This window comes from Desulfurococcaceae archaeon, assembly GCA_038845865.1.
Classification (GTDB): domain Archaea; phylum Thermoproteota; class Thermoprotei_A; order Sulfolobales; family Desulfurococcaceae; genus UBA285.
Genome location: JAWBQJ010000001.1, coordinates 224,655 through 248,700 on the forward strand (window position 1 = coordinate 224,655; position 24,046 = coordinate 248,700).

Consider the following 24,046-nt stretch of genomic DNA (forward strand, 5'->3'; position numbering starts at 1 on the left):
CACTCTTAGGTTATCTCAGGGGGGGTATTTATATAGCTATGACGCTATCATGAGTGCGCGATGGACGTGTTATCAGGCAAAAGGAATGTAATGAGCTAATTTAAAGAAATGGGAAAAATAAAAACTACTATGTAGTGTGCTACTTTGCTATTTCCTCCTAATGAGAGTTACTATGCTAACTACTAGGTTCACAACCACTAGCGCTATTACCGCGTACACTACTGTTGATAGGGCTGCCACATCCCTTCTCGTGATTTCATTCTCTTCGCGTAGCCTCGTTTCAACGCTTCTCAGATCAGATTTAACTCCTGAAATCTCCGCCTGTATTGATGATTTCGCCTCGTCAACGGATCTTTGCGTTGCATTGACTGCTGAGGATATAACGTTCATGGCTGTGCCGACCTGCCCGGTTATCGCGTTCATCGCGTCACTAATAGTCCTGCCTAAGTCTTCAATAGCAGATGCCACAGCTAATCCTAACGTTTTTGTTATCTCCTCCCTCATTCTCGCCATCTGCTCTTCTAACGACTTCTGAACGGTGCGCATTTGTTCTTCTAGGGATCTCTGGACCCTTGTAATCTCCTCGAAGATCTGCTCTGGCGGTATGGTTATGGTGACTGTTTTAGCCTCTATGCTCGGCAAACCTATGATCTTCGATACCGCTATGAACCTTATTTCGGCTACACCAACCGACAGCTTTCCTGTTAGTTCAGGCGTTAGTACAAGCTCCCACAACCCCTCGGCTAGAGGCGTCGCCTTACCACTTAGAATCCCCCCTTCGTGAATTACCACGTATGACACGAACTCCACGAACTCGTTGGGGTAGGGGTTGCCGGCCTTATCGGTCAACTCTAACGTGATCGCGTATTCCCTGCCACGGTATATCGTAGAGGGCACCTCGACGTGAATTACCGGTATTGGCGGTTCTCCTAAGAACTCCCACTTAGCGGCTGATAACGGGTGCTCTCTATTGGCTTTCAGAACTATTGTCTTGGGCGCAGTCGTGAACGACTCTAAGTAAAACGGTCCGTTGGCGACCCATACGTGTTTATACTTGTCATACCATGCTAGCAGGTTCTGCCACCTAGCCTTAGCTTCCGCGGGGGTTAAGTACTTACCCAGTACTTCGGGGTAGGGTACGTAGCTCTTGTCGATATTGCTTCTTAGCTGGTCTATTAGTTGTGATGGCGGAATTAGGAAGTCTGCGCGCGGGACTTTGAGAGCTGTTGCCTTGCTCGTGGTGAACGCGACGATCTTAGCTCTTTCACCCTGCGCGAATAGCTCTACTGTGTGCCATGCTCCGGGCCCTTGGGCGTAGTACGGCCATATCTCGTCAGCTGCATCTGAAGCTATCCATTCGGCGTCCATGTACCACTCCGTGGAATACCACTCTATTATTAGTGGGTTGGTGCTCACTATCTTGATGCCTTTGAATGTTGGGAACCAGGCAGTGAAGCCAGGTATTGCGGCGCTATCGTAGAGGTCACTACCAATGCATACTCTATCGAATGCTATTGTAAACACGTACACCATATCAGCTATACTGAAGGGTGATCCGTCATGCCACTTGAAGACGCCGGTGAATAACCTGTCGTCGTACTCGACGACCACTTTAACTAGTGGTGGCTCGGTGAAGTTGTATGGCACGTTGAATAGTTCTTGTGTTATGTTCGGGTTCTGCTTCGCTTCACCCCAGGTCCATATCTTCTTACCCTTACAGTCGTAGAACAACCATGCATCGTCAGGTACTGTTATTTCGGATACGCGCTGCAGGTCAACCCAATCAAGAGTCTTGGCTACTGGTAGATCCTCGTGCACGTAAACAGTGGCCCTCTTTATCCACTGAGGCCAGGTTAGACCCGAGTACGGGTCGTAGTAGTACGGTATGTCAGCTGTAGCTCTAATGACCGTCATGTCGAATATCCAGTTAGAGCCTCCGATCGGGTTCCAAGGCTCTACTAGTAGCTGAGGTATGGCTATTCTCACCGTTTTGTCCCTATTCTGCTCTTTGGGTATGTCAGTGAACCTTATTGTCCACCCCCACAGCCACGCGCCGGAATATCCACCCGCGAGGTCCGCTGCGAGTACTACGTTGGGTCTCCTAGCCCATGCGGCAATTCTGTGCAGTATGAATATTCTCTGATTTTCAACCGTTACAGAGAGCCATAACGCCTTCTCGAACAGCTCTCTTCTCTCTTCAAGTGTTTTGAACTTATTGTAGTATAGCTTCTCTGCCACCTCGTAGAATTCCGGAGTGTTGATGATCTTCTGCCATAGGGGTTCCGGCCTGCCCAACTTTGAGTAGAAGTACCCAAAAGTTGATCCCTGGTCTCTGCTCACGATCGTCGTGATCCAGCCACCGGTGTATAGGTGGAATGTCCCGTCGTCAGGATCCGCCCTTATCCAGTACGGTGCTAACATAGCGCTCGTACCGTATACTCTCAGAACAGTGAACCCTAACCTCTCTAACTGCGACGCCACGTAATCTCCTATATCTTTTCTAACGTCTTCTGTTCTAATTAGGAATATCAGTACTACCGGCTCACCCTTATAGTACCACCTACCCTCTCTAAGCTCTGCGCCCATTTTCGGCATCTCTTCGAACACTATGTCCCTCGCTTTTGCGAGGTTATATGCTAGTTCCCTTTCAATTGCTAGTATGATGTCTGCGTACCTACCGTAATCTGGGAATGCAGGCGTTATTGAGGTGTACCTGGGTACTGCCAGTCCTTCAGCTATCTTCTCGGCCATGAATTCCCTGCTCATTAAAAAGTGTACAGCGTACCTTATTCTCCGGTTACAGAATGGGTTGAACAGTATTTTTCCCTCTACTTCCGGCCTAGGTAGCTTGCTCGGGTTAGGAAATACAGGTTTGATTATTTCCCCAGTAGTTTCGTTTTGTACACACCTGTAGTTCAGCGTTATTTCGTAATATAGACCATAAGACACCGCGTAAGGTAGCTTAGCTTCTTGTACCCTCCTAAGTATTGTAGCTGAGTCTATATCATCGAAGTGTATGTCGTAGTGTCCTGCGATGAGCTTCTCGACCGCTATGGCTGTGTCCGGTTCTTCGTAGAATCTTACTTCACCAACCCAGGGGCCACTGTAGGGTACCTGTGCATGGACCTCTGAGAGGTTTAGGATCGAGATTAATCCAAGCCCTACTAATAGTAGTAGTACTAGGCTTAGAGCTACTTTCCAACGCATTGGATACACCTAACTGTTTAATATTTATCACGGAAGGGTTTAAAAACACCTCATAGTTTGTGATCAAAGTAAGGAACAGGAACTAACGGTGATTGAACAGAATGGGCACGTACTGGAGCAACTGGTTAGGTACGTTTATTGGATAATAGAGATCGGGAGTGCGGGGGGTGGGATTCGAACCCACGCAGGCCTACGCCACCGGGTCCTCAACCCAGCTCCCCATTGACCCAAGCCCCTGGTTCATCACGTGGAGTTATCGGTTACGTGGAGTCATGGATTACAGATAACCATGTTGTCCAGAAATTCGTAGACTGGTGTGTGGGGAAGGGGACTAGTCTTGAGACGTGCAAGCAGTATGGGGCATACCTTGCCAAGCCGCTTGACTTGAACAATAAGTGGAGTAGGTTGGCCTGGAAAGCGTATTTCAAGTTTATGAATAGAGAAGACCTCTGGAGAGAGATCAAGACGAAGCGGAGCGGCGTGGACCTCTACGTCCCGAGCGATGAAGAGGTCAAGAGAGCTCTTACAGAAGCGTGCTCTGCGAGCGAGGCCCTATGCTGGGTCTACAAACTGCTTATTTACTCTGGCTTGAGGCTCTCAGAGGTCTGCAAACTGCTGAGAGAGCAACAAGAGGATAGGTGGATAAAGGCGGACGGCTTCTACAAGTACCCGCTCTCCTGGCGCAGAGGCAGTAAGCAGGTCTTCTACTGCTACACTCTCGAGAAGCCCCCACTTATTTCAATATCTGACAAGTGGGTTAGCAACTGGGCTGCGAAGAACGGTGTTCTGAACCCGAAGTACATTAGGAAGTGGTTCAGCACGAAGATGCTGCAGCTCGGCGTGAGCGAGGAAATAGTCAACTTCGTCCAGGGCAGAATACCCCAGAGCATCCTGGCTAAGCATTATTTGAAGTTTTCTGTGCTGGCTGATGAAGCATATAAAAAATATTTAGAATATTATTCTAGTTAAGAGTGCGAGCAGTTGAGCCTTAGTGCAACCCATGTGACCACCATTTAGCAATAATCCTTAGATAAGGAGACCCAGGCGAAACTAATGCCGTCTTCGCAGCCTCTGAAGTGTTCTCGCTAAGTATAGACGCCTGAGAATCGTCTTCGACAAGCGTATCTTGCCAGCCTTGTAGAGCTTTATCAGGTCTCTTACTGCTTTATCGCGTATGTCCCCTTTCCTCGTGAATGGGTCGTAACCTAGGAGACGCTTCAGCTTCTTTCTATTCCTCTTAAACCATGTGGTGAGAGCCCCTGGACGCTTAATAGCCTCCCGTATCCAGCTTGACACCTCCACCACCAAGTATAAACTAGCATGAGAGATGTGGAAAGCAGGAAGAGCTTGAAAAGGCTTAGAAAAGCTTAGCTACAGTCCAGGGACAACGGTTAGTATTGCGATTAGCACCATGATTATGTAGAGCGTGGTCAGCACGGTAGCAGTGAGCACGCTGCTTACCGCAAACCACGCGAATGTACCCCACTCGTTTCTCTTCTTGGCGAGAGCTGCGCCTATAAGAATCCACGCTACGGTGTTTAGAGCTACGTGTACTACTGCGTTAACAATATGGGATGATGAGAGCTGGTATGCGTGAACAACAAAAAGCACTAGTGAAACAGGTACTCCATTAATTGACATCAACCCTGCAGCAATACCCGCTACTAACCCCAGGACGCGCTTCACAAGCTTGGACACTCTTCCACCTTAAACACGTTATGAAGGGGGAGAAAAAACTATATTGTTCCCCGCTGAACAGCCTTAACTGATTCAACGTGCACGTACCTTGTTGGAGAACCTATGTCTGCGTAGGCATATCCCACAGCTCTCGCTGCTACACCTACTTCAACGTAGATCGTCCTCGTCGGGGTAGTGACGTTTATCACGACGTATATGGGGGTCGCGTTCACGCGTTCTACGAGTCCCGAGTTGTTCGCGATTACGCTACCGACTGTGATCGCCGTTGAGCTGAGAATGTTCCAGTTACCATCGTAGAGTTTCACGTGTAGCTCGAAGTCTGCGCGGAGCCAGCTGGAAGCACCTAGATAGTATTGCGATGCCCCGCTTACTACTACCGTGTAGTTTCCAGTTGCAGGTAGAATCAGCCTATACCTTGCATACTGGTAGCGGTACGACGATGATGCACAGGATTCTGCCCACGCGCGAATAAACCTTCCATCTGCACTTGTGCTTCCGCCTGAGCGCCCATTCCCAGAACTGTTCCCTCCACCTTCAATGAAGACTCCCTGGGGGAATAGGTACACCGAGGAATCTGTTGCTGTTCTGTACAGCTGTCTGTACAACCTCAGAGCTTGAATAGCCAGAATAGTTGACTCACTGTTTACAATGGTTGGCCACTCACCAGGCATGGGGAGCGCTGGCTTTACGGCTACTTCCCAACTGAAGTCCGATGGAGGGTTGACACCGAACAGCTTCAAAGTCTCCTTTACTGGATACCCCAGAGCGAATAATACAAATGAGAGCTTATCGAACGCTGTTGTCACCATGTCTATAGTCCCCCAGGCGCTCGGCTTCACTATTATCTCCCCGTCGACTATGTCGTAAGCCGCTGGCCACCCACCTCTGTGCATCGCGAGGCCCAGTGCCCCCCATGGCGTGTTCTGCTGGTGTATCCACTGTACTCTCACCAATATGCCAGCGAGCTTGTCCGCTATATCTAGGACATTGTACGTTGCTCCAGCGTATGTTATGGTCTCCTGCCCAGCTACTATGTAGTATCTGACGAGTGCGGCCAGTAGAACGGCGTTCAAGTAAACTGGGTATCCCTCGTAGTTGTAAACGTAGACGCAGTCTCTTGAGAGCGGTGCAAAAATACCGTGGAGTTGAATCGCTAGCGGCAACAAGGGGATACTTTCACACAGGTTTCCGTTGTTGAAGAACACGTAGTCAAGCTCAAGCCTTGCCTTTGATAAGCCGTATCCGTCCCATCCACCTTCGTGAAGCGCTTGTCCAATGAGGCTTGCAGCATTGTCCGCTCTCTGCGTACCGTACTTGTTCAACAAGTGCAGCGCCATCAGGAGCTTTGCGAGAGGTGCTTCTTTCCATCCTCTAACAGCTAGAGAAGCTAATCCAGCACTGTCGAATATGTAGATCCTGCTCTTGTAGGGATATAGGCTTAACTGGCTCGTGAATACCCATGGATGATTGCTGTAACCTGCTCCAAGCCATGTATCAGTTAATCCGTCAAAGAAGTCGTCTGGGTAGTTGTTGCTCCTCCCGAAGACTGGAGCGTAGACGTCGTACGTGAAGTTCAGCGCGTTCATGAAGTTGTGCAGTGGCTGGGAGAACCCCGTGTACCCGAGGTCCTCGAGTAGCCAAGCAGCTATCCTCGTGCTGTGCCTTGCAACGTACCTGTTACTGTAGTGACTGGTGTAGGTGTACCGCTCTATCCATATCTTAGTGTAGCCAGTGTAGATCACATCACCATTAGTAACTCTACCATAATTACCCACGTAGAGTTTTGCACCCGTTACACTACATCTCTCGACAACTATAGTTACACTATCTCTATGCGCGTCAATGTTCGTCACCGTTACCAGTATTACTATATCGTAGGTTAGATCACCATTCACGTTGAAGTAGAGTCTGACTGATATCGAGTTTGATGATACGTTGACTATTTCGTGGTAGTAGTCCCTGTCTCCTGGGTCTAGGAGCCCCCCTGCCATGAAGACTCTTCCATTCCACTCTACTGTGATCGGGATACTTGGGTGGTCTCTTATTACGGCTTTTGACTGATCTATAAATGCGATGCTTCTGATCACGTACTGAACCCCTTCTTCGATAGCGTAGTCGATAAGTGATGATTGCGCAGAGACAGGGTAGACTGTCAGCGGTATCGTTGAGATAGCTACTAGTACTAAGAGAACTTGAGCTATGGATCTCATGCATCACCCTGGGATGATTAAGGAGATCGCAGGTGCTGCTCGTGCGAGGTTATGTTGGCTTAAATAAGCTTCTTAATGAAACGTACTGCGTGCTTCATAATGAATGCAGCAATTAATACGAGCATGATCATTACGACCAAGTTAACCACGGTATTTCTCCGCCTTAGGAGCGCTATGTACTCTTTCGCTGTATCGTATAGTAGCCAGGGATCTCTAGTTTCGTTCGAAAAGCTTGGCTCGATCTGAGTTCTCTCGTGGTATTCGTTCCAGCTTGTAATCATGACTATGCTCACCTTGTCCGCGTTTCTGAGTATCCACTCCCACTGCTTTCTGTAAAGCCCCTGCGAGAGGTCTGGATCCAAGCATACCCCTGGTGTTCTAAAATGAGTATCGCAGTACCGTGGGATTATCGAGACCACGTTATCTCTTCTCACCCTGAGCTCAACGCTGTCTGAGTGTAGTAGGTAGTCAGGCCAGTAGTCCCAGTCCTGATATTTAGCGTTGTCGATATCGTTCCCCACGATCCTTATAGTGAACTCTGGGAAGTCAACGTCTGGTCTATACAATAAACCAATGGGGTTGAACGCGAGAATAAGTGGTTTACCGTGTAGGTGAAAGTAGAGGTCTCCGTAGGGTTCTATGTAGTTCACTCTAATGTATCTGGTAGTGTTCTCCCAAAAACTCCTGTTGTAGAGGGCTGGCTCATTACCTAGGTATGGTTCAACGAAGATAGTGAACTTCAGTCCATAGTCTCTTAGATGCTTAATAACGATCTTTGCTGCTTCGTCCTCGAAGCTTCCTGGACCCCACCAGCTGATCACAATGAAGTCTACTCCTGCATTCTTTAACAGCTTCAGCTGCCATCCTACCACGTGTTCATCCCGCGAGTCGTAGAACCCTATTACAGGTGTCTCAGTAACAGGGGTTACTGGGCTATCGTTCCAGTGTCTACTATCAGACGAGTACCACACGTAGAAGTAAACACCAACCGTAACACTCCTATCTACAGATGTAAACCCCAAAGTGAGAGCGACGAGTGCAACCACGACTACTAGCACTACCAAGTATACGCGCTTCCATGGCACTAGACTACACCAGAAATCATCAATATCGAAATGAGGAGAAAAGGAAAAAGACTAGAAGATCTTACCTATCGACTTGAACACCAGTCTTAGAACCAATAGCGGTACAGCAAGTATGACTACTGTGAAGATCAGCGGTATTATTGAGTATGTTACGTTCGTTATCTCGGTTGGATCAATAACTGTTGCTTTCTCGATGAATATTGTACCAGCTGTGAACGCTGGGTTTGCATCGTCGTTGCTGTGGACTCTCACGTCGTGCACGCGCGTTATCTGCACGGGAAGCTCGGTCTTATGTTCAGCGCTCAACGTATAACCTATCGATAGCACTACTTTATCACTGAAGAGTCCAACGTAGATCTCCGTGCCGTTGCCCCACTTCCCGAGGTATTCTGGTGCCCGATACGAATACCAGATCTCGCCGCCCGTTTTAATGTATATGTGGAAGAGCTCGTAGAGCTGCGGGTCTCTGAATGTCAATGCAACATTGTCCATTGACGCGTTTGCAACGAGATCCTTTAGTGTAATCTTGATCCACACTGGTGGATCAAGATTCAGAACGTACGATCGGTCAGTAGTCGAAGCTGGTATCTCGAGATAGAGAGCATATGCTGGTACGGCGATGGCCACTGCGAGAAAAACAGCAATTGCCGCTAACACAGCTCTCCTCGCTGTCGTCACTGCGTTCACCTCGGCGATGTTTGCTGTTTAGCTGAATCCGCCAAGGATCTTCTCAAGTAGCTTCATGATGTACTTCAAGAAGACCAGTGGAATTGCTATCGAGATCAATGCAATAATGAGCGGTATCATCGATGTTATGAGATTCGTCATTTGCGACGCATCTATCGTTTGACCGAGAGTTGCAGCTGCTACTAGCGCAGCTAGTAGTGGCTCCTTTCTAGTTCTAAGACCCTTCAAACCGAGCATTCTTCTCACCCAAGCTGTAATAACATGTAAATCGACACACGGGATACAAGCTCATTGAAGCTTCAATACTCTTCGCGAGGCTTCAACATATTTATTATAATAGGTGAGCGGATGGGTAAGCCCGTAAACTCGTTAATCACTCTCAGGGCTTATCTTGTCGATAGATCCACGGGCGAAATAGTGGCGTCTAAAGCGTGGAGGAACAGGCTTCCGATCTTACTCCTTGTTAAGCTGTCAAGCTGGCTCTACGCGTTAAGCGATGAATACGATCCACGAACGCATAAACTATTAGTTCACGTTGAATGCGAGAGCGAAGACGATAGGGTGATGTTCTTGAAGTCGAAGTTTAAGCAGTTAAACATAGCTCTACTAGAGGAACCGTTGCAGGTGGTTAGTTAATGGCGTGGTATGAGGATCCAGGTACATTCGTCTTAGTAGTGTTATTTACAGTTGGACTCTGCTATCTTGTCTACAGAATACTCAAGGAGATCTGGGAGAGGTTCTAGATTATCATGTCTACGAGTTTGATCAGCCAGTCAACTAGAGTTCTCCCCGCCTCGTATATCTTCTCCGCGATTTTAATTATCAGCTGAGCGAGGTTCACGAGTATAACGTACTGACGGTAGAAGAAGTCGAAGAGCGGCAGAACACTCATCTGATGCATGCACTTGAAGACAACGCCGAGGAACGCGAGCATGTAGAAGAGCCCAGCGTACGGTATCAAGCTCACAACGACTGAGAACGCGAGATACATATACGAGAACAATGCGCGGAAGATCTGCATCGCAACGGATAGCCAATCGCCTGGCTTCAGTGTAACATTGAACCTTGTGCTCTGGACAATGACATAGTTGCTGTATAAGTCGTAGCCGCGCGCCTCGAGCCAATCCTCCTCTGAAACCTTATCCAGTAACACGTATCCGCTGTAATTTCCGTCTTCATTGACTTGAACCTTCGTAATGAAGTAGTACTCGACTAGTTGCATTCCTCCAGCTGTCATTCCGTAGAGATCAGCGTAGTATATTTCGACCTCACTGTTCGGCTTAAAATTCTCCAATGTGAATGAGACGTTCACCTTGTTATCAGCGATCCTCACGTCTCTTACGATAAACTCAGCCTTTGCTTGGCTCGGCGGAGGCTGCGGTTGTGATGAGTAGTATCCGCATATGGCTTGCCACGCGATATCGTATTCTCCCTGCACCCAGCCTTCTGCGAATATGTGATAGTAGTATGTTACGCTCGGATCGGTGTCGGCACCGTAGCCGAGTAGCTCTAGTCTACCGATGAAGCTATCAGCATCCCGTGGGAGAAGCTGAATGCCCAGTGTATATGTTCCAGGCGTCACGTTTACTGTAAATAGCTGACGTGTAGCAAAATACTCCATTCCGTAGATAGTGAATGTCCTTTCAGCCACGATTTCGTTATCTCTTTGAAGATAAAACTTCACAACTCCGTACGGAGGTGAAGAAGGAGATGGCATTGCTCCGTATCCACTGTAGAACGTGCATAGTGCTTGAAAATCTACGCTGAATTCTATGCGTATGTGATCAGTATGCCAGTACCCCGTTCCATCCTCCGCAACAGATATAAGAGTGCCGCTAGATAGATCGATGCCTGGACCAATGGCGTTCGCACAAACGCGTACAGTTTGCAACAACAAGAACAACAAGATCATTAGCGCAAGAGATACTGGAGCAACACGCTTCAACTCCTCCACCAATAGTATATTTCACTACTTAGTGCTCGAGTCGAGTTAGCTCATTGTAGCTTAAACGCGTCTATTGTAGCTTCATTGATAGTTCACCTTGGTGATATCCCTGGTTCTCAAAGAATTTCTCGAGAGGCTCAGGCAGAGAGAAAAAAACGCTGCGATAAGACCGCGCGTCGTTGCTCTAATACGCTCTGGAGACATAATCGAGCTGAAGAGTGAAGTCTTGGAGCAGAACGATGGTTCTCTCATAGTCGATAAGAAGATGCTCTATAAACTAGAGAAGCCCGAGCCGTATATCTTACGCATGGGTTCGAAGCTCTACAGGCTCTATATACTTGATTCAAATGTAAACGCTTTCTACAGGTTTGAAGATCCGAAACCACCGTCAAACGCAAAGATAAACCCAGTAGTGTTAGATCCTCGGGTGCTCTACGACTATATTGCATCTTCCAGCGTGAGAAAACTGCTAGGCAAGATAACCGTTGGTAAAGGAGAAGCACTATTGTACATGTTTACGGGCATGGTCATAGTGTTCATCATCATCTTCTTCATCCTACCGCTTCTCGGTCATGAAATAATCATAAAATAATCATGATGTGATACAATGAAGAAAAGAAAGGAGAGAGATGAAATAGACAGCGTGGAGAAACCGATAGACTTTGAGCTAGAGGAAGATGATGAGGAGTTCTGGGAGGGTATCGGAGACGATATAACAGCTGCACAGAAAAAAGCGATCGAGCTGTTAGCACGCCCGCGGGGCATAACAAAATACACGTTATCGGAGCTGAGCAGTGGAGAAGTCAAAGCTTTAAGCATGTTGAAAGCACTAGCTGAACTCATTCCAGACCCCGCTCTCATCAACTTCATAAGAAACTACGTCGTACTAAAGAGAAGTCAGAGTCGAAAAGGAGTCAAAGAGCTTATCGCAGTAGCTGGAGGAAGAGCGTGGAGAATACTTCAAAACGTATCCCTATCACGTCTAAGACGTATCCATGAAAGAGAAGACGAGCTCTAGGTGATGCATTATAGAGGGGGATCCCCACATATACATTCAACAACAAGCAGTAAAGCCTCATCGCAACCTCTCAAAGCTAATCATGAATGAAATAAGGAACAACGACTCTACGACGATTGTAGGAATCTACGGGAGACCAGGGGCGGGCAAGTCTACTTACGCTATGAAGGTAGCGTACGACTTCTACGGGTCATGGGATGATGTGTTAAAGCGAACCGTGTTTACACCGTTCGACTTTCACGAGGTTGTCGACAAGCTCGAGAGGAGCAATTCGTGGATACCTGTTCTAATATGGGATGATGCTGGTCCATGGCTTGAGCTCTTGAAGAGAAACAGCTGGCACCCACTTGCCCTAGGGATAAGGGGCTTATTTGAAACCATGCGTCTGCGTATAGGAGCAGTGATCTTGACGATGACAACGGAGAGGAGCCTCCCAAGGAGCATCCTGTACAATGGAAACATATACAAGATAAGGGCTAGAGTTATCAGGAACGGCTCACAGGTGAATGGCAATCCCAAGTCGATTGCTGAAATACAGGTTAGAAAAGAAAAGACGAGCGAGTGGGGTTCTTACTATTGGGATACAAGCGTATTATACGTGGATCACGTGACGCTAAGGCTTCCAGTCTACGATATCTATGAGAGGCTGAGGAGGAAATACATAGAGCTCTACATGAAGTTAGTTGAGAAATCACGTGAGCTGGGTCCAGGAGCACTGCTTGACTATGTGTATAAAGAATGGAAGAAGATGAGGAGAGAATGAAAGCGTTGATCTACATAATGCTTTTGCAGATAGTTGATATTTTAACAATGAAGATAGCTCTCGATCGCGGGGGTATTGAGCTCAACCCGTTATACCACGCCTTTGGCTTGGAGTTGTTTGCTCTTGTGAAGATTGTTGTTTCTTTTATCATCGCATTTATTTACTATTACTCGTCGTCCAGATCGATTAGAGCGAGTGTTCTTGCCGTGTATACCTTTATTATGCTTCACGGCATACTCAGTAATGTCTATACCGCGCTTTTCTAGCACTTTAACAGCTTTCATTTGCAAGTAAACATCATCTGAGCACAACGCGAGATACACGAGTTCATCGTTGCTAAGTATTTGTAAGAGTGCGTTTAAACATGCATTAAACACCGCATCGCTTATATTGTGAAATCTTCTAACAGCTTTCAGCACATCTCTGCGTGTAAGCACGCTAATCACCTTGTTTTGACTTTAAATGACGCATGTAGACATCGATGAATTCATCGCGGATGGATACGTGTCTGCGTGCTTCTGCTATTGTCTTGTCGATGAGCTTCACGAGTTTCCCACCTTCACAATCAATATCGAGGCATTTCTTCACGACAAGCAACGCGAGCAGCGTATCTCTAGTTATACTTGTATATCTCTCAAGCTTGCTCTGCAGGCTCTTTACTTCGTCTTTCAACCGCTTCGTCTCAGTGCTCGCCTCGTTGCTTATGCTCGTTCGCAACCGTTCGATTTCGTTCTTCAGGTCAATGTTTTCACTGACTGTCTTAGCGAGTTCTTCTCTGAGCTTCTCGATCTCCTTCTTCAGTCTAATAATGTTGTCTCTGCTTTTGTCAACACTAACTATTTGCTGATTGATGTTCACGTTTAGAACAATGTTCCTGTTTTCAACCCTGATCCTCGACTGCTTACTGTACTCGAGAACAAGCTGTTCAACAGCGTCCCTGATGAGCTTCTTCTCGTCAGCCCCGAGGCTATCCCAAATTAATTTCACGCGTGGGAGAACGCGGATGCAGAGAACAGCGTAGCGCCTTCTCTCAGCGAACACGCTTCTAATCTCTTCAAGAACATCGTCTTCTACACTAACGCTTGTATTATTAGAAACATTATTATAAAGAGGCCGTGTATACAAACGTTTGTATACATCACCGTTTTTATTAATACTTGTTATACTAGTATCCTCTCTTTTTTCGTTATTAGAATTTGTATAATTTGAATGAGAAGAGTGTTCGGAGGGGGTGCTCACGCGTGCTCACTCTTCTTCATCTTCTTCGTCAATTTCGGTGCAATAGGTTTTGGGGTTTCGTACCACAACGTAGTCGTTCTTCGAGAGAAGTAGCTCTATTCGCTTGTCGTTGCTGAAGTATATCACGACCATGTCGCATGTTACTATGATCTTCTCGAAGTTGCCGAGCAGGTACCTATCGTCGCGGTATATCTCAGTACATTTGACCTCGATGACGGTCATTGTCTCGCACCCTTGTTGAAGAAGTTGAAGAACACGTAGAATCGCTGTGTTGGAACGTATATGACGATTCTCTTTTTCGTCTGGTAGGATGGTACGTATCTTCGCTCGAAGAACCCGTAGATTGCTAGCCTTCGTAGGCTTCTCTGTATTGTTTCAGTCTTGTACGCGGTTTTCGCATGCTTCTTTGCGAACGCTATCAGTGAATCATATGTTATTGAACGCTTGTCGGTGGCGTTCATGTACTCATGCACTAGCGATAATACATTGTAATCTGACGTGGTTAAAGTCATACTAGTCACCGCAGTAGCAATCGTTCTTGTGCAAAGAGCCAATTCTGATGAACATCCCGTGATCGTTACTGTATACCTCCAGTACTAGTCCATCTTTTGATACAATTCTGTAAACTCTCCAACTTTGAGAATATGCGTAGTCGTTTGTTACCTCAGAGTAGATAGCGTTAGCAAGCCAGTAATGCCAATTCACGTCAATTTTCTCGTCGTTTGTGTTTCCGTTATTGTATTCATCTATGTATTTCTTCACTATCTCATGTATTTGAGACAACTTAATCATCACTGGGACCCGACTCAATTATTTCCTTACGTATAATGTCCCTGACGAGTTCAGAGACGGTGTAATACCCGTGACGTTTCATGTATTGTTGTATCTTCTCAAGCCATTTCCGTGGAACAATAGTTGAGACTCGAATGTATTTGGGTTGGGTTTGGGATTGGACCTGGGGCATGTGTCTCACTTATGTTTCATATATGTATCAAAAGTTTTTAAGCTTTTTTTACATGTATGTATCAAATATGTAGCATAAATAATATAATGACTTGTCGAATACTTGTAACTAGGTGTGGTTCATGACTAGATGGGCTTCTGTTAGAATACCAGAGGAGCTGTACAAGCTCATTCAACGAGTCGTAAATGAGGGCAAGCACGGCTACACTTCTGTATCTGATTTTGTTACTGATGCTGTGCGCCAGCGTCTCCGTGAGCTCGGCTATCTCAAATAGAGTAGTTTTCTCATTATAGTATTGGGGCTGGGATTGGAGGCTTTGACGTTTTACATTAAAAAAATCAAGAACAAGCTTTATGTCTACGAGTGGGTGAACGGGGAGGAGAAATACATCGGTCCTCTCGACGAGATCGTCTTAAACTATTTGGCGAGTAAGGCCCAGATAAAAGTTAGCGGTCGCGTGAGCAAACGCGTGCTACGTCAATTAGCTAAATACATCGCCGATAACCTACAGCGAAACCAAGAGTGCGGGGGGTGGGATTCGAACCCACGCAGGCCTACGCCACCGGGTCCTCAACCCGGCCCCTTTGACCTGGCTCGGGCACCCCCGCGTGCTTCACTTATGAGTAATTACCGTAAGTGGTTTTAAACCTGATAGAGGAAGCATTAGCTGTGCGTTTTAACACCTGTTAATCATCTAGCCGGCCTCCTATACAACCGTGAAGCCCCGTTCTTTGAGGCAAGGAAAGCTCAGGGGCCGATAAACGGGTTCCTGAGGTCTGGGTATTTAACCCGTATCACAAGTAATTAAAGGGGGTGATTCCAGCGGTGAGAACCACACCGTGCGGAGAAGGTCGGACCGTGGTGTTTGACCTCTACGGTACACTAGTTGACTGGAAGTACAGCATAAGGTCGTTCATAGAGCTCTATGTTTCCCCGGACGCCGTGGGGAGGTTTTTCACGTGCGATATCAGGGAGATCCTAAACTATAGGCCCTACAAGCAGATACTTAAAAAGTGCCTCCTCGAAGTAGCCGGTAATCACAGTACACTTATGTCGAGCGAGCTCGTTGAGGCCTTTATATTGACCTTTGCAAAATCCCCTCCATTCCCAGACACTGTATACGGGCTCAAGCTGCTAAGAAAGCGTGGATTTAAACTAGCCGTCCTCTCTAATACCGATAGAGACTTAGTTGAGATTACTTTAAACGGCTTCAGAGAACTACTTGACTACGTAATAACGGCAGAAGACGTGAGAGCGTATAAACCATCTCTCGAAGCCTTCTTAAACGCATACAGGCTTCTCGGGGTCTCCACCGACCGGGTGGTGCATGTATCGGCATACCCCCAATACGACTTGGAGCCGGCGAACAAGCTTGGAACAAAGACCGTCCTCGTGGATAGAGGATTAGGGTATAGTTGGCCTATTAAGGTCAAGAACCTACTCGAGCTTCCCCGCGTTCTCGAAGAGTTTACTTAGTCTCAAACACTAATGTGTTCAGCCTAGTGGAGCGCTCTTCGATGAAATGTTTTCTAGCCACTACTCACCTTGGGGGCTTTCAACTTTATCTCCCACTTGTCGAGGGACTGCCTTATGGTTGGTATAGTAGTCCTAGCTTTTTCCACTTCATCCAGGAATATGGAGTGCTCGGAGTACTTTTCGCTGATGCCCATGTCCAGCTCGCGGTAACCCCATGGACTGAACACACCGCTCCTGCCGGTGAACATTTCACTGGTTTGATTAGCTACAACCACGTAAGCCGTGTTCTCGTGAGCTCTGGCCGACGCTAACTTGTCCAGTATCTCTTCCTTTAGGGGTCCCTTAACCCAGCCGGCCTGAACTACGAACACGTTTACGCCGAGTACGGCGTATGACCTGAAGAGCTCCGGGAACCGTAGATCGTAGCACACGGCAAACGCTATTGGAAACCCGTTTAGAGAAACTATCTTACCTAGAGATGTACCGGGCTCGAAGAACTCGGACTCTCGGTATCCGTAAGCATCGAACAAGTGCATTTTACTGTACACCGGTAGTACCTCACCGCGACTGGTAACTAGTACTACGGTGCTCCTCGACTTGGGAGGCACATCCGTTCTCTCTATAAAGTGTACTACGATGCCGGCTCCTAGCTCGTTGGCGAGCCTTATAAAAGTCGCTAGGAACCTACTACTTGTCGCGTACTCCGATAACTCGTACACTTTGAACGGGTCTCTGAGTTGAAGGGGGTTTGTCATGCTGTATTCTGGTAGAACTATGAGGTCTGCTTCCCTGTAATTCCGCTTTACAAGTGAATATGCTTTTTCGGCGTTTTCAGGGGGGTACGCGGTAAACGATGCCTGAACTATACCGATGACTATTCTCGACACGCGGGTCACCCTTAACCATCTGTGAAATCTCTCGTGAATGATTTTTAACCAAAAGTACCGTCACTTAAAATGCTTCACTTCTCGGATAGCCAGCATTCCCAGGTACTCTGTAGTACTTGTGTAGCTTGAAGTCCCTCATTGCTGTCAAGTCAAGATTCCGTAAAGCTTCAATGAATTTCTTAACTTCACCTTTCTTCAATTTATTTCGTAGTACGAGGAAATCAAACTCTTCCCAGGTTACCGGTATGAAGTCAAGGTCGTGGATGTCGGCGACGTATCCTACAGCTACGCCTGCATCCGCTTTACCGTGCTTAATGGCAATCGCCACGGCTGTGTGCGTTTTCACTTCATACGTATAGCCCTTGACAAGCCTCGGCACGCTACTCCACTGGATGCCGTGCTTCTCGGCAATGCTCTTTAAGTTTATGTCCACCAGAGCGCGTATCCCGGATCCTCTAGGTCTATTAACGATTCTTACATCACTTCTTAGGAAGTCTTCAAAGCCCTTAATTTTCTTGGGGTTACCTCTAGCGACAATTATTCCCACTAACCTGTCATACCCTCTTATAATTGTAGCCTCGCGTGTTAAACCGTACTTCTCTAAGAAGGGTACATTATAGGTTCCGCTCTCTGGGTCGAGAAGGTGCGTGGGCGCGATATCGGCCTCACCCCTAGATGTAGCTATCCAGCCACCCACGCTACCCGTATTTAGGATTCTACTAGTGTAAATGAGGCCGCTTCTCACCAGTATGTGTTCAAGTAGTGGATCGTTACTGCCTATGATGGTGAGTCTTCGTAATGGTGCCTTTTCGCTGAATGGGTAGAATGGGACTAGCGTGCCGGCTTCAAAGTAATCCGTGTTTTCGTCTAGTTCGATGAAACCGTCACTATAAGTAATTGCGTATACACTGCCACTACTAAGCGATACTGGGTATGCTGTGTAGCCGTGACTGGATTCTACTAAAATAGATGGAATAAGCCATGTCTTACCAACGCCTTTTCTGATCTTTACCGGGATCCTAACATCGATCCTCGTCTCGACGTACCGTAACCCCGTTAACCTCGTAATGATGGGTTTCACAACGCGGACTAAGATCATGTAGCATGAGAGGGGAAAGCCGGGAAGCCCGAAAAGTAATTTACCCTTATCAGTGGTGGCTATTAGGGTCGGCTTCCCAGGTCTGGATTTAAGTCCGTGCACGATGACCTCTCCCACATCTTCGAAGACCCGGTATACCAGGTCCATCTCGCCTGCACTAGTACCACCACTCGTAAAGACGGCATCATAGTGTTCTAAGTCCTCCTCGATAACGCTTCTAATTACCTTATAGTCATCTGGTAGAATACCGCGGTATGTAGCATCTGCCCCCCATTCCCTTAGGAACGAGGATATGAGTAGGCCGTTCACGTCATATACCTTGCCCTGTTCAAGCGGCTTACCGGGCTCTACTACCTCGTTACCGGTCGAGTACACGGCTATTTTGGGCTTTACGTAAACGGGTACTTCCAGTAGGCCGAACCCCGCTAGTAAGGCTATGTGCTCGTGCCTGAGGAGAGTACCTCGCGGTAGCATAAAGTCTCCCGCAGACACATCACTGCCTGTTGTTGAAATGTTCTCTCCAGGCGCTACGGGTCGGTACACTTTGACTACATCGTCTAGAGCCTCTGTGTACTCTTCCATGACGACCGCGTCGCAGTCCCGCGGAATGACCGCTCCCGTGGAGACCTTAATTGCCCCTTCTTCACAGCTAAAATCCTCTCCTCGTTCACCTGTTTTCAGCTCACCTAGAACTCTAAGTATAACCGGGTTCACCTCGGTCGCATGCATTACCTTATCGCTCTTAACCGCGTAACCGTCAACCTCCGACCTGTCAAATGGGGGGTAATCCACCGATGCGTAGAGGTCTCTCGCGAGAACCCTGAAAAGGGCGTCTTCGAGTCTTACTAGTTCAAGACCTCGGGGCTGGGGGTTCGCCTTCTTGATCACCTTTTCAACGGCCTCGTTGAGTGAAGATAGTTCATGGAAGACTTTAACAGCCATAAATGCCCCTCTAAGCTACTTAATCTGTTTAAGTTGTAATTAAAATACCGGGTGACTGGTCATCCATGCTTATAGATGAATTAGTAAAGTGGGGGCTACCTCTAGAATACGTCAACTTGCTCGGTGAGCGGGGGATACGGGAGCTAAATCCCGTTCAAGTAGAAGCTGTTAAGCGCGGTTTACTGAACGGGGTGAACATGGTCATCTCTGCCCCTACAGCCAGCGGCAAGACTCTAATAGCTGAGATGGTATTGGTTAAGACCGCTGTGAACGGCCTCGTCGGGGTGTACTTAACTCCACTAAGGGCACTTGCAAGTGAAAAGTATGCTGAGTTCTCAGTACTGAACAAAATTGGCGTCAAAGTAGGAATCACCACTGGGGATTACGACCAACCAGCGGAGTATTTAGGAGAGTACGATATTATCGTAGCCACGTATGAGCGTTTCGATAGCTTAATGAGGCTGAAACCTACCTGGCTTAAACGTGTGGGATTAATAGTGATCGACGAAATGCACAATGTGAACGACCCTGAAAGAGGGCCAATAATTGAAATGATCGTGGCGAGGGCGCTTAAGCGGGGAACTAGGATTATAGGCCTATCCGCAACCATAGGTAACCCCGCGGAACTAGCCCGCTGGGTTAAGGGTGAACTAGTAACATCGGCGTGGAGGCCCGTTAAGCTCGTAGAAGGCGTCTTCAATAAGAAGAGGTCCGAAATAGTTTTTGCTGATGGGAGGAAAGAAAGCGTCGAGGAGGACCACGACGAGGCGGTAGTGAACCTTGTTCTCCATAACATTAAACGCAACTACCAAACACTTGTATTCGTTCATAACAGAAAACGTGTCGAGGAGTTAGCTGAAATAACAGCAACCTACATTACCCCGATGGACACACATGGCCTTGAAGCACTGTTAGACGAGCTCGAAAGCGCACCTACTAGGATCGAAAAGGAATTTCTCAGAGAGCTGGGATTTAGGGGCGTAGCATTTCATCATGCGGGTTTATCGCAAGTATCGAGAAGGGTTGTTGAAGAGGCCTTTAGGAAGAGGTTGCTTAAGGTCGTTTACGCCACTCCCACCCTCGCCGCCGGAGTTAACCTTCCCGCACGAAGGGTTTTGATATCAATTAAGAGGTATGATCCCGCTAAGGGCAGAAAAGTAAACATCAGTGTCTCCGAGTATAAGCAAATGGCTGGAAGAGCCGGTAGGCCACAGTTCGACGAAATGGGAGAATCCATCATCGTGGACGCCTCGAACATAGATGAGGGTTTCAAGTACATAACGTCGGAACCCGAACCGGTACAGGGTAGATTGCTAGGTGAAAGAAGTCTTAGAGTACACGTGCTCTCCGCCGTAGCTTCACTCGAGGTAAGTAGTATCGGAGATCTATCTGAGCTTTTCAAGCTAACTTTCTCCGCGTCTACTGGTAAACTCACAAACATAAGCGAGCAGATCGAGGACCTCGTGGACTTCTTAGAGGGCCTCGGCATGGTGGCCAGGAGAGAGCCGGGTGTTGTGCCTACGAGGCTTGGCAGGATTACGGCATACAGTTATCTAGACCCCCTTACTGTAAACATGTTCTTCAGGTATAAAGGCACTGAGTACAGGGACCTTTATATACTGCACTTAGTATCGCTTACACCAGACTTCCTCAAGAGTGGAGTTTACATTCCAGGTAAAGTAATGGCGGCTTACGAGGAGCTCGCGGAGGTGTATGCTAGTAGCGGGTTATTAATGCCCACTACCAGTGAATACTACGATTACGATGACTGGCTACACGGGTTCATATACGCACTCGCACTTCAAGACTGGATCAACGAAAGAAGTGAAGACGAGATCGTGGAGAAATATGCCTTAGGGCCAGGCGACATATACAACTTGAAAGATACCGCGAGCTGGATAACAGGAGCACTTGGAAAGGTAGCAGGTGTAATTGGCGACGTCGTGTATCACAGAAAGCTAACGGCCCTTTCCCAGAGGCTGGACAAAGGGGTTAAGCAGGATGCGCTAGAGCTTGCATCGTTAAAGTATATTGGACGCGTTAGAGCCAGGATACTAATAGAACACGGGATAAAGACCCTCGAAGACCTCGCCAAGACACCTAAGAAGAAGCTGATGAGCCTGCCATCATTTGGGCCTAAGGTAGCCGAAGAGGTGTATAAGCAATTACACGAACTAGGTTATAGTCCTCGATCATAAAGTGGTGAAGAACATGGTCTAACCGATGACTTGTTTTGTAAAAATATAAGCTACCTCCAGCTAAACAGTAACACGACGCATTACACGCCGCCGTAGCTCAGCCTGGTGGAGCGCCGCCCTGGTAAGGCGGAGGTCCCGGGTTCAAATCCCGGCGGCGGCTTGACGGCTTTCCCGGGGGCTGTCTTCCCCCCATTCAGGCTTCACACCATATGAGGTCTCATTACCGGGTTTCTCGGGTCCCGCTAAGCACCGGTAAACTACTTACTTCTGGGCACTCTACGAATTCTAATACCGTTCTCCTCGCAGTAGGATCTAGCTTCATTAGAGACCTCTACTCCGCCACCATAAAGCACTACTATGGGCTTAGCCTTTAAGAGCTTAGCTTTCTCGTGAAGTGCCTTGACCGCGTCCAGCGTAACTGTTCCCTTGTCGAAAACGTCGATCGCGAAAACCCCGCCTTTACGAGCCACTACTTGAATTAGCCCGTATCTCGTTGGGTAGAATACCTTGACGGAAAATCCCGCTTCTATGTATCTACCGGCAATTACCCCTACGGTCCCGTATCTTCTTGCAAGCATCTTACTCGTGTGTTTCTGCCTAGCCGTAGCCATACTCAACACCCCAATTTACGGGGATAACTCCTATGTAAACAATTCCCGTAACCCGGTGACTTATAAACGTAAAAACGTAACTGAAGTGCTCGACGATCCGACAGTACCCGTTGAGTGTGTTACATAAACGTGAAAGGGCCCGGGCCGGGATTTGAACCCGGGACCTCCGGGTACCTGCCCCTTCATCTCGGGGGTCCACAGCCCGGCGCTCTTCCAGGCTGAGCTACCCGGGCCATATTTCAGCTACATGGCCTGGGCTCTTCATAGTATCCGTTCGGGCCCAGACAACCATATTTTACAAGAGGGTATTTAATTATTTTAGTTAATAGTGTCTGCAGGGATAGACGTGGGCTCTTCAAAACCTAGAGAGGTGTATTTGCCAACACATATCATTCAGTGTAATGAAAGGAGCGCGTGTCCATACTACGAGGTAGTGCAGTTTGGCAAGGAGCCCGATGTGGTGTGTATAGCCTACTGTAAAGCCACTAGTAGATACCTAACAAGGTCGTTCGTGAAGAAGTGCATGATGTACTGGGAGGCCTGCCCCTTCAAACACGCTCTCGATTTTCAACCAGCTTAGCGGTCATCAAGCATCCATATACTCTCCCCCGTTGTAAAACATCCTGAAATCAGCGTTTCGAGGGCTTTTTGAGCGGTATAGGCTTTCACGAGATCCGGCCCTGTGCTGTTCTCAATGTAGTTAGGGTTGCATCCACCTCGTACCCCTTAAAGTGCTTGGAGCGTCCTCTCCGCAACTTTAGAAACCGAGCTCTTTCCTCTTTCTGATCAGCTCTACAACGTAGTTCTCAAGCGCGTCTAGTGGACCATAATGTATTGTTATCAGTGTTGTTCTACCCCTATACCCCCTGCCACTAGGATGGGCTGTTATCACCCCTGCTCTAGCTAGGTTTTGTACGTATTCGTACAGCTGGGTGTGCCTGCGTGGTATTTCTCCATAAGATTCACATATCAGCCTGTACTCGTCCTCGACCTCGCCCATTTTCACCTCGCGCCTACCGGTCCTATGAAGCAACCTAATAATGCCTAGTAACACCAAGAGCTCGTGTAGTGTACTGTACCTTACAGCTTCACTCACGTTTACTATGTCTCTTGAAAGGCTGAATATCGCCTTCCTTGCATGCTCGACTGTGACTTTACGCGATCTCTCCCCTTCCGCTATATCGCCAGCTAGTAGAAGTGTTTCAAGCGCGTGTCTAGCATTACCTCCACCGCCTTTTTCGACGCCCTCGTAATTGGCGATGAAGTGTAATACGTCGTCATCATAAGTACCGTCGTACAGCGCCAGTGAGGCCCTATACTTCAGTATGTCAAACAGCTGGTCAGAGGTGTACGGTCTAAGCCTTACGACGTGTCTCAGCAAATACCCTTCCGTAGCTGGGTCCAGGAAGGCGAGTTTGGATGCGTCTGAGGCTATGAATATGAAGTTTACGTGCTTTAAACCTTCGTGAGCGTCGTATATTCTAGCAATGAAGTACACGGCATCGTTTTTAGACATGCTTGCAAAGTAGTGAAACTCGTCAAGGGCCACTATTACGTGGAGGTCCATTTCCTCGAGGTGCAAGAGAAGGGCATCGTGCATTTCCTTCGCTGAAAGACCCCTTGGGGGTAGAGGAATGCTTAATTGCCTGGCAATATCGTGTATCACGTTGTAAAGTGTTCTGTTTCGATGGCAGTTCACGTGAACGTATGCCACGTTATATCCCTTATCTTGAGCCATGCGAACGAATATTCTACCGAAAAGCTTCGAGAGAGCGGTTTTACCCGTTCCCACACCGCCCATTATGAGGACTCTTTGTGAAATACTACCCGGACTTGTAACTAAGTGCCTGAAGTAGGATACAAGGCTCCTTAGTTCCTCTTCTCGATGAGGTAGCCGGTCTGGCAGGTGTTCTGGCATGAGGCTTTCTCTACTCTTGAATATAGTCTGTTTACCTAGCTCTTCTTCGACGATTCTCCACATATCCCTCATGGTGCTACCACCGTACCAAAACTTTCA

General features: G+C 47.7%; 25 protein-coding genes and 4 tRNA genes. 10 read left to right on the plus strand and 19 right to left on the minus strand.

The features are described from left to right. Nucleotides 1-147 precede the first annotated feature (147 nt). Complete coding sequence (locus tag QXU03_01070) at nucleotides 148-3,207, minus strand: ABC transporter substrate-binding protein (protein MEM2170343.1); 3,060 nt, start codon at nucleotides 3,205-3,207, stop codon at nucleotides 148-150. Nucleotides 3,208-3,368: 161 nt separating this feature from the next. Next, nucleotides 3,369-3,441: transfer RNA gene (locus QXU03_01075), tRNA-OTHER, on the minus strand. A gap of 30 nt (nucleotides 3,442-3,471) precedes the next feature. Here QXU03_01075 and QXU03_01080 point away from each other — a divergent pair. Further along, nucleotides 3,472-4,176 carry an integrase gene (locus QXU03_01080; protein ID MEM2170344.1) on the plus strand — a complete coding sequence of 235 codons (705 nt, stop codon included), beginning with the start codon at nucleotides 3,472-3,474 and terminating at the stop codon, nucleotides 4,174-4,176. 81 nt (nucleotides 4,177-4,257) lie between these two features. Here the strand turns inward: QXU03_01080 and QXU03_01085 are convergent, their stop codons facing one another. The 6 genes from QXU03_01085 to QXU03_01110 form a co-directional block, all read right to left on the minus strand. Further along, on the minus strand, nucleotides 4,258-4,515 hold the full coding sequence (locus QXU03_01085) for a hypothetical protein (GenBank protein MEM2170345.1): 258 nt from the start codon (nucleotides 4,513-4,515) through the stop codon (nucleotides 4,258-4,260). A gap of 63 nt (nucleotides 4,516-4,578) precedes the next feature. Continuing rightward, nucleotides 4,579-4,905, minus strand: a complete 327-nt coding sequence (locus QXU03_01090) for a hypothetical protein (protein ID MEM2170346.1) — start codon at nucleotides 4,903-4,905, stop codon at nucleotides 4,579-4,581. 38 nt (nucleotides 4,906-4,943) lie between these two features. Continuing rightward, a complete protein-coding gene (locus tag QXU03_01095) occupies nucleotides 4,944-7,115 on the minus strand; it encodes a hypothetical protein (protein ID MEM2170347.1) in 2,172 nt (723 codons plus the stop codon). 59 nt (nucleotides 7,116-7,174) lie between these two features. After that, nucleotides 7,175-8,200, minus strand: a complete 1,026-nt coding sequence (locus QXU03_01100; protein ID MEM2170348.1) for a hypothetical protein — start codon at nucleotides 8,198-8,200, stop codon at nucleotides 7,175-7,177. A gap of 51 nt (nucleotides 8,201-8,251) precedes the next feature. Further along, the gene (locus QXU03_01105; protein ID MEM2170349.1) at nucleotides 8,252-8,878 is read right to left on the minus strand and encodes a hypothetical protein; all 627 of its coding nucleotides are present in this window, start codon (nucleotides 8,876-8,878) and stop codon (nucleotides 8,252-8,254) included. A 27-nt stretch (nucleotides 8,879-8,905) separates the two neighbouring features. Then, nucleotides 8,906-9,124: a hypothetical protein gene (locus tag QXU03_01110; GenBank protein ID MEM2170350.1), complete on the minus strand. Its 219-nt coding sequence runs from the start codon at nucleotides 9,122-9,124 to the stop codon at nucleotides 8,906-8,908. A 111-nt stretch (nucleotides 9,125-9,235) separates the two neighbouring features. Between QXU03_01110 and QXU03_01115 the strand changes: the two genes are divergently transcribed. Then, on the plus strand, nucleotides 9,236-9,523 hold the full coding sequence (locus QXU03_01115) for a hypothetical protein (protein ID MEM2170351.1): 288 nt from the start codon (nucleotides 9,236-9,238) through the stop codon (nucleotides 9,521-9,523). 103 nt (nucleotides 9,524-9,626) lie between these two features. On the opposite strand, the gene QXU03_01120 is transcribed toward QXU03_01115, so the two are convergent. Then, nucleotides 9,627-10,832 (minus strand): hypothetical protein, encoded by a 1,206-nt coding sequence (locus QXU03_01120; GenBank protein ID MEM2170352.1) that lies wholly within the window; start codon nucleotides 10,830-10,832, stop codon nucleotides 9,627-9,629. 97 nt (nucleotides 10,833-10,929) lie between these two features. On the opposite strand from QXU03_01120, the gene QXU03_01125 reads away from it, so the two are divergent. The 4 genes from QXU03_01125 (at nucleotide 10,930) to QXU03_01140 (ending at nucleotide 12,879) form a co-directional block, all read left to right on the plus strand. Next, nucleotides 10,930-11,424 (plus strand): hypothetical protein, encoded by a 495-nt coding sequence (locus tag QXU03_01125; protein ID MEM2170353.1) that lies wholly within the window; start codon nucleotides 10,930-10,932, stop codon nucleotides 11,422-11,424. A 15-nt stretch (nucleotides 11,425-11,439) separates the two neighbouring features. After that, entirely contained in the window at nucleotides 11,440-11,850 is a 411-nt protein-coding gene (locus tag QXU03_01130; protein MEM2170354.1) for a hypothetical protein, read from the plus strand. An 82-nt stretch (nucleotides 11,851-11,932) separates the two neighbouring features. Beyond that, nucleotides 11,933-12,613 carry a hypothetical protein gene (locus QXU03_01135; GenBank protein ID MEM2170355.1) on the plus strand — a complete coding sequence of 227 codons (681 nt, stop codon included), beginning with the start codon at nucleotides 11,933-11,935 and terminating at the stop codon, nucleotides 12,611-12,613. Beyond that, entirely contained in the window at nucleotides 12,589-12,879 is a 291-nt protein-coding gene (locus QXU03_01140; protein ID MEM2170356.1) for a DUF5658 family protein, read from the plus strand. The genes QXU03_01135 and QXU03_01140 overlap by 25 nt, the downstream gene beginning before the upstream one ends. A gap of 172 nt (nucleotides 12,880-13,051) precedes the next feature. Here the strand turns inward: QXU03_01140 and QXU03_01145 are convergent, their stop codons facing one another. The 5 genes from QXU03_01145 to QXU03_01165 all read right to left on the minus strand — a co-directional run bounded on the left by QXU03_01145 (nucleotide 13,052) and on the right by QXU03_01165 (nucleotide 15,424). Beyond that, entirely contained in the window at nucleotides 13,052-13,738 is a 687-nt protein-coding gene (locus QXU03_01145; GenBank protein MEM2170357.1) for a hypothetical protein, read from the minus strand. 120 nt (nucleotides 13,739-13,858) lie between these two features. Continuing rightward, a complete protein-coding gene (locus tag QXU03_01150) occupies nucleotides 13,859-14,074 on the minus strand; it encodes a hypothetical protein (protein ID MEM2170358.1) in 216 nt (71 codons plus the stop codon). Next, a complete protein-coding gene (locus QXU03_01155; protein ID MEM2170359.1) occupies nucleotides 14,071-14,364 on the minus strand; it encodes a hypothetical protein in 294 nt (97 codons plus the stop codon). Before QXU03_01155 ends, QXU03_01150 begins: the two co-directional genes overlap by 4 nt. A gap of 1 nt (nucleotide 14,365) precedes the next feature. After that, nucleotides 14,366-14,644 carry a hypothetical protein gene (locus tag QXU03_01160; protein ID MEM2170360.1) on the minus strand — a complete coding sequence of 93 codons (279 nt, stop codon included), beginning with the start codon at nucleotides 14,642-14,644 and terminating at the stop codon, nucleotides 14,366-14,368. 695 nt (nucleotides 14,645-15,339) lie between these two features. Then, nucleotides 15,340-15,424: transfer RNA gene (locus tag QXU03_01165), tRNA-Leu, on the minus strand. 217 nt (nucleotides 15,425-15,641) lie between these two features. Between QXU03_01165 and QXU03_01170 the strand changes: the two genes are divergently transcribed. Further along, complete coding sequence (locus tag QXU03_01170) at nucleotides 15,642-16,292, plus strand: HAD hydrolase-like protein (GenBank protein ID MEM2170361.1); 651 nt, start codon at nucleotides 15,642-15,644, stop codon at nucleotides 16,290-16,292. A 53-nt stretch (nucleotides 16,293-16,345) separates the two neighbouring features. Here QXU03_01170 and QXU03_01175 read toward each other — a convergent pair whose 3' ends face one another. Beyond that, nucleotides 16,346-17,179, minus strand: a complete 834-nt coding sequence (locus QXU03_01175; protein MEM2170362.1) for a nitrilase-related carbon-nitrogen hydrolase — start codon at nucleotides 17,177-17,179, stop codon at nucleotides 16,346-16,348. 64 nt (nucleotides 17,180-17,243) lie between these two features. After that, the gene (locus QXU03_01180) at nucleotides 17,244-19,220 is read right to left on the minus strand and encodes a molybdopterin biosynthesis protein (protein ID MEM2170363.1); all 1,977 of its coding nucleotides are present in this window, start codon (nucleotides 19,218-19,220) and stop codon (nucleotides 17,244-17,246) included. 65 nt (nucleotides 19,221-19,285) lie between these two features. On the opposite strand from QXU03_01180, the gene QXU03_01185 reads away from it, so the two are divergent. Both QXU03_01185 and QXU03_01190 read left to right on the plus strand, forming a co-directional pair. Continuing rightward, entirely contained in the window at nucleotides 19,286-21,418 is a 2,133-nt protein-coding gene (locus QXU03_01185) for a DEAD/DEAH box helicase (GenBank protein ID MEM2170364.1), read from the plus strand. An 86-nt stretch (nucleotides 21,419-21,504) separates the two neighbouring features. After that, a tRNA-Thr gene (locus QXU03_01190) sits at nucleotides 21,505-21,578 on the plus strand. Between the two features lie 97 nt (nucleotides 21,579-21,675). Here the strand turns inward: QXU03_01190 and QXU03_01195 are convergent. Beyond that, nucleotides 21,676-22,029: a hypothetical protein gene (locus QXU03_01195; GenBank protein ID MEM2170365.1), complete on the minus strand. Its 354-nt coding sequence runs from the start codon at nucleotides 22,027-22,029 to the stop codon at nucleotides 21,676-21,678. Between the two features lie 136 nt (nucleotides 22,030-22,165). Then, a tRNA-His gene (locus QXU03_01200) sits at nucleotides 22,166-22,262 on the minus strand. A 95-nt stretch (nucleotides 22,263-22,357) separates the two neighbouring features. On the opposite strand from QXU03_01200, the gene QXU03_01205 reads away from it, so the two are divergent. Beyond that, the gene (locus QXU03_01205; protein ID MEM2170366.1) at nucleotides 22,358-22,609 is read left to right on the plus strand and encodes a hypothetical protein; all 252 of its coding nucleotides are present in this window, start codon (nucleotides 22,358-22,360) and stop codon (nucleotides 22,607-22,609) included. A gap of 177 nt (nucleotides 22,610-22,786) precedes the next feature. Here the strand turns inward: QXU03_01205 and QXU03_01210 are convergent, their stop codons facing one another. Beyond that, nucleotides 22,787-24,019: an ORC1-type DNA replication protein gene (locus QXU03_01210; protein ID MEM2170367.1), complete on the minus strand. Its 1,233-nt coding sequence runs from the start codon at nucleotides 24,017-24,019 to the stop codon at nucleotides 22,787-22,789. Nucleotides 24,020-24,046 lie beyond the last annotated feature (27 nt).